A 13,854-nucleotide genomic window follows, 5' to 3' on the forward strand; every position below is an offset into this window, starting at 1 on the left:
CTACTTTTTTTCCCAATCATCTCGAGTTTGACGATCATTCGCCATCTCTCGGCCAAAAATTTCTTCTAATTCTTTCCGCGCTTCTTTCGTTCTCAAAGCTAAGGCTTTATCGTCATTATGTTGAGGCAACAGTTCTTTGAGCATATAAGTATCTAATCGGCGAAAATGGGCTTCAGCTCGTTTGGCTTGATAGGGATGCATACCGAGTTCCGTCAGTACTTGGCGCCCTAAATCTAATGCCCCTAGAAAGGTTTCTCTTGAGTAACCATGAATACCTTGATTCAGTAGCTGGTAAGCCTCAACCCGACTACGAGCTCGAGCTAAGATTTTCAGTTGCGGGAAATGCTGCTGACATAATCCGACAATTCGCATCACTTCATCAGGATCATCCGTGCAAATCACTATCGCTTGTGCTTGTTCCGCACCAGCGGAACGCAATAATTCGAGATGAGTGGCATCACCATAGAACACTTTATATCCATATTTTCTCAGCAATTTAATTTGGCTGGCATCACTTTCTAATACGGTGATTTTAATTTTATTGGCGTACATTAATCGACCAACAATCTGCCCAAAACGACCAAAACCTGCGATGATCACCTGTGGGTTTTGCTTTTCAAAGCTCTCATCCAACTTCTCCTCTTCATTATTCAATGTGCGACGATACCAAATGCTTTGTAGTTTAAGTAAAAATGGGGTCGTCATCATAGACACACTGATGACAAGAATAAGCAGAGCCGATTGCTGGGAAGAGATCAATTGTTCATCACTTGCTGCCGTCAAGATAACAAAGCCAATTTCGCCACCTTGGCTTAACAGTAACGCACTGCGACTTCGAGCTTTAGATCGAATGTGGGCCACTTTTACTAATCCATACATGATGGCCATTTTTATACTGATCAAAGCCATCACCGCCAAGGTTATTGTTGCCCAGCGTTCTGTGAGTAAATCAATATCAACAGACATCCCCACAGCAATAAAAAACAGGCCAAGTAATAATCCCTTAAAAGGTTCAATCGTGACACTCAACTCATGCCTAAATTCACTTTCAGCCAGCAATACTCCCGCTAGAAAAGCGCCTAATGCCATTGATAAGCCTAAAGTATCCATGAGTAAGGCAATAGAGATAACCAGTAATAAGGCGGCAACGGTAAATAACTCTCTGACTTGGCTATTAACGATCCAACGAAACAAGGGTTGTAAGGCAAAGTGCCCCACCACCAGTAAAGCGGTAATAGCACTGATCATCCAGACAAATTGCCAACCATCTCCGATGGTCGAGCCAGCCAATAAAGACAACAACGCTAATGTGGGAATAACGGCTAAGTCTTGAAAAAGAGACACAGCAAAAACGACTCGCCCTGTATCACTGAGCGTTAAACGCATCTCATCTATCGTTCGTAAAGCAATCGCCGTGGAAGATTGGGCCAGCAATAATCCAACTACCACACTCGCTTGCCAACTTACCCCATACAGTATCAGAGCAGAACTCAACACGGCACTGGTCAACAGCATTTGTGAACCACCGAGGCCAATGATAGGCCCACGCATTTGCCATAACCGGTGAGGGTTCAGTGAGAGGCCAATTAAAAACAGTAATAACACCACCCCAAATTCAGCAAAACGCAAAATGGCATTAACATCGGTAATTAGCTTAAGCCCCCAAGGGCCAATCACAATCCCTGCCAATAAATAGCCTAAAATCGCGCCAAGCCCTAACCGCTGAGCAATCGGTACCGCCACCACCGCCGCCGTTAAGAAAACGGCAGCATTGGTCAAAAAATCATCCATTGGTAACCAATCCTTTCAGCCAAAGAAAATAGCGTTCTGCATGCTGCTGACGCTCTTCTGCGCTGATATTTCTCGCCCAATAAAGTACTAATGGATCTAGCCAATGCATGCGACATAAAGCGGCCGTGAGTTCGAAAGGTTGTAATAGTTCATTCAATGAATAACGATTGTATCCTTGTTCAGTAAAGGCATCTTGCTGTCCTCCCGCCGTGATCACACTGCGCCAATATTTACCCTGCAACGCACTCTCTGGCCCAAATGCAAAACCTTTTCCTAACACCGTGTCCATCCACTCTTTTAGCAAAGCTGGGCAAGAATAGAGATAAAGAGGGTGTTGAAAGACAATCACATCATGCTCAAGCAACCGCTGGTGCTCTTGATGAACGTCGATAAAAAAATCTGGGTAGGTCGCATAAAGATCGAACACCGTGACATGAGAAAGTGTAGAGATACGCTCAATCATCCCCTTATTGGCTACTGAGTGGTCAGGATCTGGATGAGCATAAATCACTAAAACATTTGGCTGATGAGTACAAGAGGGATCCTTCGTCATTCCTTGACTCCCTAAGATGGTCGGATAGAGAACAACAGTAGCCTGTCTTCCTTGTTTAAAGCATCGACTCCTGAGGAGCCAAATACACGATTAACCGATTCCACTGATGAACAAACTATAAGCATCATAACGTAATTTGTATAATGATCGACATTTATCCTTATTGCCCCTACTATTCGCGGCGACACTCTCACGGCTAAACAGATACGATTTATTATGATTACCTTCTCTGACATTCAATTACTTCGCGGTGGAAAACCTCTGCTTGAGCAAGCCTCAGCCACCATTCATCCAGGCGACAAAATCGGCTTGGTCGGGAAAAATGGCTGCGGTAAATCAACCTTATTCGCCCTGATAAAAGAGGAGATCTCCATTGATGCGGGATCGTTTAGCCTACCTGCACATTGGGAACTGGCTTGGGTTGCCCAAGAAACTCCCGCACTCGAGCGACAAGCTTTAGAATATGTCATTGATGGCGACAGAGAATACCGCCAGCTAGAAAAACAACTCAGTGAAGCAGAGCACATGGATCATGGCACTCGGGTGGCAGAGTTACACGGACAAATCGAAACCATTGGCGGCTATAGCATTAAAGCCCGAGCCTCCGAATTACTCGATGGGTTAGGTTTTAGCCAAGAGCAGATGAGTTGGAATCTCACTCAATTTTCGGGTGGCTGGCGTATGCGCCTTAACTTAGCTCAAGCCCTGATTTGTCGCTCCGATTTACTTCTGCTCGACGAACCCACCAACCACTTAGACTTAGATGCCGTGATGTGGCTAGAACGCTGGCTACAAAGTTACCCTGGCACATTGGTTTTAATTTCCCATGACCGTGACTTTCTCGATCCGATAATTAATCGCATTATTCATATCGAAAACCAGCAGCTCAACGAATACACCGGAAACTATTCCTCTTTTGAAGTGCAACGCGCTCAAAAGATGATGCAGCAACAAGCACAATTTCAAAAACAACAAAAACAGATGGCTCATATGCAGAGCTACATTGACCGTTTCCGTTATAAAGCGTCAAAAGCACGCCAAGCACAAAGCCGAATTAAAGCACTCGAGAAAATGGAAAAAGTGCTACCAGCACAGTTTGATAACCCCTTTAGTTTTGAATTCCGTGAGCCCAGCGCCTTACCTAACCCTATCTTAATGATGGATAACGTCAGTGCCGGTTACGGAGACCATCTTATTCTTGAGAAAATTCGACTGAACTTAGTGCCCGGTAGCCGCATTGGTCTACTTGGCCGTAATGGGGCGGGAAAATCAACCCTGATTAAGCTTCTATCCAGCGAACTTAAAGCGCAAGGAGGCGATCTCACTTATTCTCAAGGGGTAAAAATCGGTTACTTTGCTCAGCATCAATTAGAAACCTTGCATCCGCAAGAAACACCGCTACAACATATGATGCAGCTTGCCCCCGATAAAACCGAATTAGAACTGCGCAATTATCTCGGTAGCTTTGGATTCCATGGGGATAAAGCATTAGAAAATGTCGGCCCTTTTTCTGGGGGGGAAAAAGCTCGCTTGGTACTGGCATTAGTAGTATGGCAAAAACCCAACCTGCTCTTGCTTGATGAGCCAACCAACCACCTCGATTTAGATATGCGTCAAGCTCTCACCCTTGCTTTACAAAGCTTTGAGGGAGCAATGGTCATCGTCAGCCACGACCGCTACTTACTACGAGCGACCACCGACGATCTCTATCTGGTACACGATAAGCAAGTTGCCCCTTTTGATGGTGATCTTACCGATTACTATAAGTGGCTGACCGATCAGCAAAAAATGGCACGTAAAGAGGCACAAGCCACTCAACCCAATAAAAACACTGGTAACAGTGCTGCGGCCAAAAAAGAGCAAAAACGCCGAGAAGCCGATTTTCGTAAGCAAATGGCGCCAATTCGCAAAAAACTGACACAGCTTGAAGAAAAAATGGATAAGTTGACTGCCACTCTTGCTCAATCGGAACTCGCCTTATCCGATACTTCTCTGTATGAAGCAGAAAACAAGGCTAAACTGACCGAAGTGCTTGCGACACAAGCCAGCAGCAAATCTGAGTTAGAGCATATTGAAAGCGAGTGGATGACCGAGCAGGAAAATCTGGAACAGATGGAACAGGAGTTCAACAGTCAATGAATGATACGCACGCCCCCCCTTTACTCACACTGGAAAATCTATGGCAATTTAGCTTACGTTATTACAGTGTGCGAGAAGTCAAAGAAGCGTGCTTATGCCTACAAAATCGGTTTCATGGCAATGTGAATGTGCTGTTGCTGCTCAAATGGTTAGACGAGCAGCAACTGACCTTTCCTGAACAAGGTTGGGCAACCATTGCCGATGCGTTAGCGCGCACTGAAAATCTAATTGAACATTACCGAGATCTTCGCCGTAAACTAAAATCTCATCTACCCGATACCCTGTATCGAGAAGCACTACAATTTGAACTACAAATAGAAAAACAGCAACAAGCCGATCTCATCGCCTGTATTGAGCAACTGCCTCTCACAGCCCAAACTGAGCAGCCACTTACTTCTCACTATTGCCAGCAGCTAGGAGCCCAAGGCCTTAGCAAGATATTTTTACCCTCCATTTCCACATTAACGAAAGCTTAGTCCACTCACCATCGCTTCCTGTAGGAAGGAAATATGACTTAGGTATATACTTACCGTTAAATAATACTTCAGGGTGAAATAATGCCTCACTTCGTTGCTGCTAGTGGTTTACAAAATCCACACTTACAAACACTGCTTCCTCGTCTCATTCGGAAAAAAGCCCTGTTCGAACCGGTTTGGCAAACACTCGATACCCCCGATGGTGATTTTCTCGACCTCGCTTGGAGTGAAGCTCCTGAAACAAAAGAAGCGAAAAATAAACCCATTTTTATTCTGTTTCACGGTTTGGAAGGATGCTTTTATAGCCCTTATGCTAACGGATTAATGGATGCCTTTGCCAAGCAAGGCTGGCTTTCTGTAATGATGCATTTTCGAGGCTGCAGTGGGAAACCCAATCACTTAGCTCGCGCTTACCACTCTGGTGAAACCGAAGATGCACGCTGGGTACTCGAATATTTACGCCAACAGTTTCCAAAGCAAACCATTGTTGCCGCTGGTGTTTCCTTAGGGGGAAATATGTTGATCAATTACCTTGCCGATTATCAATCAGACCCCATTGTTACCGCTGCAACAGCCATCTCCGCTCCTTTAGATTTAGCCGCTTGCTCACAACGTATTGAACAAGGGTTTTCTAAGCTTTATCGCCGTTATTTACTCTCATCGTTAAAACACAATGCCTTAAAAAAACACCATTTGCTCAAAGGCGAGCTAGGGCTCTCTTATCACAGTATTAAACGTGTGACCAAGCTGTATGAGTTTGATGAACTGATTACCGCCCCGTTGCATGGTTTTAAAAATGCACAAGACTACTATCACCGCTGCTCTGGCATACACAGACTGAAAGAAATACGAGTACCAACCCAAATTATCCATGCAAAAGATGACCCCTTCATGACTGAAGCGGTTATCCCAAAATTTGTTCTCCCCAACAATATTGATTACCGATTATTTGCCAAAGGGGGCCATGTCGGCTTTTTATCGGGTAGTTTAACAAAACCTGAATTTTGGTTAGAAAAAGCCCTACCCGCCTACTACGCAGGGTTGCAAACCACTTAATTCGTTTTACCACTACATTCACCGTTGATCCATTTTATCATCCTTAAGTGGTGGGTAAGCAATTCACCTTCGAACATAAAATAGATGAGGTATTTATGATCGTTCCTTGGCAGCAGATTGCTGACGACACACTAGAAAACTTGATCCGAGAATTTGTATTACGAGAAGGGACAGACTACGGTGAAGCTGAAGTCGCCCTACAGGATAAAGTGGAACAGGTGAAGGCTCAGCTTCACGCTGGTGAGGCTGTGATCGTCTACTCCGAATTACATGAAACCATCGATATCAAAAGCAAACTTCGCTAATTGAGCAAAAAAATGTCATTTTCTGCGGCGAATTTTCCATGATATAGTGAAAAACAACAATAGGATCACTGTGATCTGTTGAGGATTTATAGACAAGGTTTGTCATGTCAGCGAAATACCCGATTATTGCCGTTACTGGCTCTTCAGGAGCAGGAACCACCACCACATCAGAAGCATTTCGAAAAATGTTCAATATGATGGACATTAAACCCGCTTGGGTTGAAGGTGACAGTTTTCACCGCTTTACCCGCCCAGAAATGGACATTGAAATTCGCAAAGCCCGTGAACAAGGCCGCCATATTAGTTACTTTGGCCCACAAGCGAATGATTTTCCAGCGCTACAAGAATTTTTTCGAGAATATGGTAAATCGGGCACGGGGCAGATTCGCCGCTATCTGCATACGTTTGATGAAGCGGTTCCCTATAATCAAATGCCGGGTACCTTTACGCCGTGGCAACAATTGCCTGAAGATACCGACGTGCTGTTTTATGAAGGGTTACATGGTGGCGTGGTTGATAAAGAGATCAATGTCGCACAGCATGTGGATTTTTTGATAGGCATGGTCCCTATTGTCAACTTGGAATGGATTCAAAAATATGTACGAGATACACGAGATAGAGGGCATTCTCGTGAAGCGGTGATGGATTCCATTGTTCGCTCAATGGATGATTATCTCAACTATATTACTCCGCAATTCTCTCGTACACATATTAACTTCCAACGCGTCCCCACCGTCGACACCTCGAATCCACTCAATGCTAAAGGTATTCCCAGCTTAGATGAAAGCTTTGTGGTCATCCGACTCCGAGGGATCAAAAATGTCGACTATCCTTACCTCTTAGCTATGATTGATGGTTCATTTATGTCCCGCCACAACACCATTGTTGTACCTGGTGGAAAAATGAGTTTTGCGATGGAATTAATTGTTCGGCCGCTACTGCAACAGTTGATCGAATCAGGGAAAATTGGTTAATTATTCAGTACTAATGACGATTACTTTTCATACCGTGATCATGTGCACACTTTTGCGTAGATTATCCGTGGTTTGACACGATTAAAATCAAGAAATCGCATTAGAAAAAGGATACTATTCCATACCGAACACAAGATAGCTTGCAGCAATTAAGAAGTCCTCTTATTCTAGTTAATCCATTAAGGCTTCGCTACAATACGGACAGCAGCGAGCGTACCCTGCAGAGGAAGTGAGATATTATGGTTCTAGGTAAACCTCAAACCGATCCAACACTAGAGTGGTTTCTTTCACATTGTCATATTCATAAGTACCCTTCAAAAAGCACGCTGATTCATGCGGGCGAGAAGGCTGAAACCTTGTACTACATTGTCAAAGGTTCTGTGGCTGTACTGATCAAAGATGAAGAAGGTAAAGAGATGATTCTTTCTTACCTTAACCAAGGAGACTTCATCGGCGAACTGGGCTTGTTTGAAGAAGATCAAGAGCGCACCGCTTGGGTTCGAGCGAAATCGCCTTGTGAAGTGGCAGAGATCTCATTTAAAAAATTCCGTCAACTTATTCAAGTTAACCCAGATATTCTCATGCGTTTGTCTGGCCAAATGGCCCGTCGTTTGCAAGTAACCAGCCAAAAAGTGGGAGACCTTGCTTTCCTAGACGTAACCGGCCGTATTGCACAAACGCTTCTCAACTTAGCAAAACAACCTGATGCAATGACTCATCCCGATGGGATGCAAATCAAAATCACTCGTCAGGAAATTGGTCAGATCGTGGGTTGTTCACGTGAAACCGTAGGCCGTATTTTGAAGATGCTTGAAGAGCAGAACTTGATTTCCGCACACGGTAAAACGATTGTGGTTTACGGCACTCGTTAACCAATACTCAGCGAAAAATATCATGAAGCCACTTTAGCCACTCTAAAGTGGCTTTTTTATTTGGATTTATTTTCTATCCGTACTTTCAAAAATCTTATCCGCGGAGGCAGCAACAAACCCTTGATATAACTGCCCATTTTTCATTGGATAACGTTTGGCAAACTCATAAAACCCCCCAGGAATTCTCTCACTACGATCACTAAATTCAACAGGAACACGATCAGCCATAGTGGATGACTGTTCAAGCAACACTACCGGAGAGCCTTTCACTTCACCACCACTGTCATTAATAGAAAAACCCGCATGCCGTAAATGATCATTAATGGCTTTCACATCATCAAATGCACTGAGCTGATTGATACTGACGGTAAAATGGTTTGCCCCATAGCCATGCGCAGCCACCCAAGCCGCATATTCACTCTCTTGAGCCAAGGTTAGATAATCGGCATAGCAGATATCCCAAAGGCGACCTGCGAATAAGAAGTCATGACGAGTTAGCGGGGTTATTTCCACTTGCTCTATCAACTTGGTCACAATGTGCTGTAAAGCCGTGGAACACTCTGACACCTTCAGCTCACTAATGAAGACCTTTGGCTGTTGGGGATCAGGATGTTCAAAATGTTGAGCCTGCAATTTTTTACTGGGAAACGAATAATCACCAGCAACCTGATAACCCAGTGATAAAAAAGGTTCAGCCAACTTTGCTAACGGAAGCGGGGCAAGATTAAACGTTCGCAGAGCAATATGGTCATTAATGAGAGGATGTCCCTCTTGTAGCAGTTGATGGACTTTCTCTGCCGAAGGACAAAGCCTCGACGTGTAATCGTTCCATAATGATTGAAATAGTTGTTCAATGGTCATAACCGCCTCCTTATCTTCATTCCGTCATTCGTTCTTTTAGTAAGTAAGATCGATCCCCGGAGTTAATATCGCTGGTAATTGTGTCCTCTCTCCCTCCATCGAGGCCATTGGATAGGCACAGTAGTCGGCTGCATAATAAGCACTAGGGCGTAAATTCCCGGAAGCGCCGGGCCCACCAAAAGGTGCATCGCCACTGGCTCCGGTCAGAGGGCGGTTACGGTTCACAATTCCAGCACGAATGTGGTCAATAAAATAGTGCCACTCATTATCTTCGGTAGAGATCAGGCCAGCAGATAAGCCAAAGCGAGTCTGGTTAGCGAATGTGACGGCCTGCTCGAACGTCTGATAACGGACCACTTGCAGCAATGGGCCAAAATATTCTTCATCGGGTAAATCATCAATTTCCGTCACATCAAGAATGGCGGGGGTAACAAAAGCAGAATGAGAAAACTGAGCCGCCAACAATGGCTTAGCTCCAAGTGAACATAAATGTTCCTGCGCTTGTATGATTGTGCGTGCGGCAGCAACCGAGATTAGCGGCCCCATAAAAGGGGCAGGATCGGCAAACGGTTCATCAACGGTTAATTTAGCGGTAGTACTGACTAATTTGGCTAATAGTTGATCGCCAGAGTCATCAGCCGGAAGATACAAGCGACGAGCACAAGTACAGCGCTGCCCTGCACTGATAAATGCAGACTGAATAATGGTATAAACCGTAGCATCTATGTCACCATACTGCTTCGATACCACCAGCGGGTTGTTACCGCCCATTTCTAATGCCAACATTTTTTCAGGTTGCCCAGCAAATTGGCGGTGCAAGACATGCCCAGTATTGGCGCTCCCCGTAAACAATAACCCATCAATATTAGCAGAGCTTGCTAGCGCAATGCCCGTCTCTTTGCCTCCTTGCACAAGGTTCAGCACACCATGAGGCAATCCCGCTTCTTGCCAAAGCTTCGCCGCCAATTCCCCACACCAAGGTGTTTGTTCTGAGGGTTTAAACACGACGCAATTCCCCGCCAGCAAAGCCGGAACAATATGCCCATTAGGTAAGTGAACAGGAAAGTTATAAGGGCCAAACACGGCCATGACACCAAGCGGTCGATGGCGTAATACCAACTGATTTTCCGCACTTTCACGATGTCGTTCCCCAGTGCGTTCATGATAAGCCCGGATGGATATGGCAATTTTTCCTGCCATCGCAGCAGCTTCAGTACGTGTTTCCCACAATGGTTTTCCAGTCTCTTTGGCAATGATCGCAGCAATGTGCTCACTGCGTTCTTTAACGAGATCCGCAAAGGCAAGGATAATTTTCTCTCGCTCATGATAAGGGCGATGCTTCCAAGCAATAAAAGCGGAACGAGCGGCCGTTATCGCTTGTTCAACTTGATCTTGGCTGGCGCAATGCCCCTGCCAAACCACCTGACCGTTATATGGGCTGAGTGAGGTAAACGCTTCGCCTTCCCCTGTTTGCCATTGCCCGTCAATCCACTGAGTCATGATCTTTCCCCTTTTCTTTATTGAGAGAGAATTCGCAACCACTCTCCTTGTTCCACTTCGAGCGCTTTCGCCACTTCAGGAGTAATAACCACTTCCTCTCGCTCTCGGTTATACGCCGCTTTAGCAGCCGTTGCCCGAAAATTTTTAAAGGTGCTATTACACATTAAATAGTTTTGCCCACTGGAATGGCGAGCAATCTCAACCCGTGCACGCACAGAATGACGCACAGACTCAATATGGCGTAAATCGCACTCTACCGTTGGACCCGCATCAAAAATGTCAACGTAGTTACGACAAGTAAACCCTTCTTGTTCAAGCAAGGTTAATGCTGGGCGAGTATTGTCGTGCACTTTCCCAATCACCGCTTGTGCTTCAGGGCTGAGTAAATTGATATAAATCGGCAGTTTTGGCATCAAATCTGCAATAAAACCTTTTTTGCCAATGCCAGTTAAATAGTCTGCAAGGGTGAAATCAATCGAGAAAAAATGCTGTTGCAACCACTGCCAGAAAGGGGAGTTGCCCTTCGCATCCGAAACCCCGCGCATTTCTGCAAAAATGGTGGGGGAAAAGCATTCAGGATGTTCTGCCATCATTAGAAAACGGCTTTTCGATAATAAACGGCCATTGGTACCTTGGCGGTAAGGTTCGCGCAGAAACAAGGTACAGATCTCGGTGCATCCGGTGTAGTTATTGCCAAACGTTAATAACTTCACCGTATTATGCACCCCGAGCTTATGGGATGAATGGACAATAGTGCTAATGTGATAGGAGTAACTCGGACGGTCCCAACCAACGGCAGCTTCAATTCCGGTTGTCCCCACCACCTCGCCTGTCTCTGAATCAACCCCTACCATCAAATAGCCTTCATCACTCGGATGTGAAACTTCGGCTTTCGAGAAGCTGTATTCTGAGTGTTCAATACGTTTTGTCAGTAATTCTTGATTGACGGGTAATGAGGTAAAACCATAACCGGACTCGACTGCACAGGTATGTAGAGCATCGTAGTCTGAGATAGCAATTGGGCGAATAATTAGCATCAATATTCCCTCCCGATGCATGAAGAATCTAGGTAGAGATGAAACCTAGAGGCACACCCACCGACTCCATGGTGGGTGTGGTGAATCAAGCGATTTAAACCAGTGAAGCAATCGCTTGATCCAATTTTTCCAAACCAAGCTCGATCTCTTGCTGACTAATAATCAGTGATGGGGTAATGCGTATCACACTGGCTCCCGCCACCAACATCATTAAACCTTGCTGACCGGCTGCGACAAGAATATCTCTTGCTCGGCCTTGCCATTGCTCATTAAGCTCAGCACCAACCAATAGACCTTTCCCACGAATTTCTTTAAAAACTTGATACTTATCATTTATTTTAGCCAAACCTTGACGAATCCACTCACCGCGCTCCGTCACGCCAGCTAACGTTTCAGGCTGGCTTACGATATCGACTACTGCTTCTGCAACAGCACACGCTAATGGGTTTCCGCCATAAGTCGAGCCATGCGTACCGACACTTAAATGTTTTGCCAGCTTATCGGTCGTCAACATTGCGCCAATGGGGAAACCTCCTCCGAGCGATTTGGCCGTACTAAGAATATCAGGTGTCACACCGATACCTTGGTAGGCATAAAAATCTCCCGTACGCCCATTACCCGTTTGCACTTCATCAAAAATCAGTAATGCATTATGTTTATCACATAGCTCACGTACGGCTTGAGCAAACTCTGCCGAGGGTGAAACAATTCCCCCCTCTCCTTGCAATGGCTCCATGATCACCGCACAGGTACGATCCGAAATTTGTGCTTGCAACGCGCTAATATCATTATAAGGGAGATGAGTAATATTGCCGGGCTTTGGACCAAAACCATCAGAGTATGTCGATTGCCCCCCCACAGTGACCGTAAAGAAGGTTCGACCATGAAACCCTTGGTAAAAAGCGATGATTTCTGATTTTTCCGGGCCAAAATTATCCGTGGCATAACGGCGAGCCAGTTTCAGTGCCGCTTCATTCGCTTCTGCTCCTGAGTTAGCAAAAAAGACCTTCTCAGCAAAGCTGATCTCCGTTAATTTTTTTGCTAACCGTAAAGCAGGTTCATTGGTCATGATATTGCTTAGATGCCACAACTTATTCGCTTGCTCTGTTAATGCTTGAACCATCGCCGGATGACAGTGCCCTAAGCAACTGACCGCAATGCCTCCCGCAAAATCGATATATTCACGGCCTTGCTGATCCCAGACACGAGAACCTTGCCCTTTGACTGGAATAAAGTCCATTGGGCTATAACAAGGCACCATCACCTCATCAAATAAACTACGATCCACATTTGTTTTCACTGTCATTACACATTCCCTCTCGATACTGCATGCCAAGCAGCCCAACAATGGGGTGACAAAACCTTAGTGGAAGATTTTGTATTGCATTCTAGCTTGCTAAGCATTTTATTTACAAAATATTAACCATTTCAATAGTGAATTATTCTTTTTGATTGTCGTTCAAATTAGCAACCACCATTCAATATGATTATTTATGCATTAAATCGAAATATTTATAAAGATCTTTTTCTCTTTCATTAAAAAATAGCGAGTAATCGTGGAATGAATAAGGGAGGGAAGAGAATCAGCAGAAAATTTGGCGCATAAATTTTCAAAAATGACGATGACTGCCAAAAACAAAATAAATGTAAAAAAAGTGATCAGGCTCGATGATTAACGGCGTAAAAAATTGGCCAATAATTGATGGCCTTGCTCTGTTTTTATCGATTCAGGATGAAACTGTACAGCCTCTATCGGCCATGTTTTATGTTGATAGCCCATGATTTCATCCATGGAGCCATCGGAATGTTCAGTCCAAGCAGTCAATTCAAATGCCTCTGATAACGTTCCTTGCTCAACGACTAATGAATGGTAGCGAGTAACGGTCAGTGGGTTATTTAATCCGGTAAATACGCTTTTCCCCGTATGTCGTATCTGTGAGGTTTTACCATGCATGACTTGTCGGGCGCGAACGACCTTTCCCCCAAACACCTGTGCAATCGCTTGATGACCCAAGCAAACACCCAACATCGGGATCTTTCCAGCAAAATGTTCAATCGCGGCGAGAGAGATCCCCGCTTCGTTAGGGGTACAAGGCCCCGGTGAAATCACTAGGTGGCTGGGAGCAAGGGCTTCAATCTGCTCAATATTGATCGCATCATTACGCACGACTTGAACGTCTGCCCCTAACTGGCAAAAGTACTGGTATAAGTTATAGGTAAAAGAGTCGTAGTTATCGATGATCAGCAACATGAGCAATTAGCAGACAAATAATAAAAAATAGGCCAGTCT

13 protein-coding genes are annotated in these 13,854 nt (G+C 44.9%); 6 read left to right on the forward strand and 7 right to left on the reverse strand.

All coding sequences use genetic code 11. The features are described 5' to 3' along the window. Both kefB and kefG read right to left on the reverse strand, forming a co-directional pair. Complete coding sequence (gene kefB, locus B5D54_RS11570) at positions 1–1,791, reverse strand: glutathione-regulated potassium-efflux system protein KefB (RefSeq protein WP_078926698.1); 1,791 nt, start codon at positions 1,789–1,791, stop codon at positions 1–3. Then, entirely contained in the window at positions 1,784–2,344 is a 561-nt protein-coding gene (gene kefG / locus B5D54_RS11575; protein WP_078926699.1) for a glutathione-regulated potassium-efflux system ancillary protein KefG, read from the reverse strand. Before kefG ends, kefB begins: the two co-directional genes overlap by 8 nt. 216 nt (positions 2,345–2,560) lie before the next feature. Here kefG and B5D54_RS11580 point away from each other — a divergent pair, with 216 nt between their 5' ends. The 6 genes from B5D54_RS11580 to crp all read left to right on the forward strand — a co-directional run bounded on the left by B5D54_RS11580 (position 2,561) and on the right by crp (position 8,166). Continuing rightward, positions 2,561–4,483, forward strand: a complete 1,923-nt coding sequence (locus B5D54_RS11580; protein ID WP_078926700.1) for an ABC transporter ATP-binding protein — start codon at positions 2,561–2,563, stop codon at positions 4,481–4,483. Then, entirely contained in the window at positions 4,480–4,959 is a 480-nt protein-coding gene (locus B5D54_RS11585) for a TIGR02444 family protein (protein WP_078926701.1), read from the forward strand. Before B5D54_RS11580 ends, B5D54_RS11585 begins: the two co-directional genes overlap by 4 nt. 81 nt (positions 4,960–5,040) lie before the next feature. Further along, positions 5,041–6,015: a hydrolase gene (locus tag B5D54_RS11590; protein ID WP_078926702.1), complete on the forward strand. Its 975-nt coding sequence runs from the start codon at positions 5,041–5,043 to the stop codon at positions 6,013–6,015. Between the two features lie 95 nt (positions 6,016–6,110). Continuing rightward, positions 6,111–6,320, forward strand: a complete 210-nt coding sequence (locus B5D54_RS11595) for a YheU family protein (RefSeq protein WP_078926703.1) — start codon at positions 6,111–6,113, stop codon at positions 6,318–6,320. 104 nt (positions 6,321–6,424) lie between these two features. Then, positions 6,425–7,294 carry a phosphoribulokinase gene (locus B5D54_RS11600; RefSeq protein ID WP_078926704.1) on the forward strand — a complete coding sequence of 290 codons (870 nt, stop codon included), beginning with the start codon at positions 6,425–6,427 and terminating at the stop codon, positions 7,292–7,294. A 239-nt stretch (positions 7,295–7,533) separates the two neighbouring features. Then, the gene (gene crp, locus B5D54_RS11605) at positions 7,534–8,166 is read left to right on the forward strand and encodes a cAMP-activated global transcriptional regulator CRP (RefSeq protein ID WP_004394497.1); all 633 of its coding nucleotides are present in this window, start codon (positions 7,534–7,536) and stop codon (positions 8,164–8,166) included. Positions 8,167–8,232: 66 nt separating this feature from the next. Here the strand turns inward: crp and B5D54_RS11610 are convergent, their stop codons facing one another. From B5D54_RS11610 to B5D54_RS11630, 5 genes are all read right to left on the reverse strand, one after another. Further along, positions 8,233–9,027 carry a DUF1338 domain-containing protein gene (locus tag B5D54_RS11610; RefSeq protein ID WP_078926705.1) on the reverse strand — a complete coding sequence of 265 codons (795 nt, stop codon included), beginning with the start codon at positions 9,025–9,027 and terminating at the stop codon, positions 8,233–8,235. Positions 9,028–9,063: 36 nt separating this feature from the next. Further along, positions 9,064–10,527, reverse strand: a complete 1,464-nt coding sequence (gene astD, locus B5D54_RS11615) for a succinylglutamate-semialdehyde dehydrogenase (protein WP_078926706.1) — start codon at positions 10,525–10,527, stop codon at positions 9,064–9,066. Between the two features lie 17 nt (positions 10,528–10,544). After that, entirely contained in the window at positions 10,545–11,564 is a 1,020-nt protein-coding gene (gene astA / locus B5D54_RS11620) for an arginine N-succinyltransferase (RefSeq protein ID WP_078926707.1), read from the reverse strand. 94 nt (positions 11,565–11,658) lie between these two features. After that, the gene (locus B5D54_RS11625; protein ID WP_078926708.1) at positions 11,659–12,870 is read right to left on the reverse strand and encodes an aspartate aminotransferase family protein; all 1,212 of its coding nucleotides are present in this window, start codon (positions 12,868–12,870) and stop codon (positions 11,659–11,661) included. A 366-nt stretch (positions 12,871–13,236) separates the two neighbouring features. Then, positions 13,237–13,815: an aminodeoxychorismate/anthranilate synthase component II gene (locus B5D54_RS11630; RefSeq protein WP_078926709.1), complete on the reverse strand. Its 579-nt coding sequence runs from the start codon at positions 13,813–13,815 to the stop codon at positions 13,237–13,239. Positions 13,816–13,854: the final 39 nt, after the last annotated feature.

Source organism: Vibrio cincinnatiensis DSM 19608, assembly GCF_900167345.1.
In the GTDB taxonomy this organism is placed as follows: domain Bacteria; phylum Pseudomonadota; class Gammaproteobacteria; order Enterobacterales; family Vibrionaceae; genus Vibrio; species Vibrio cincinnatiensis.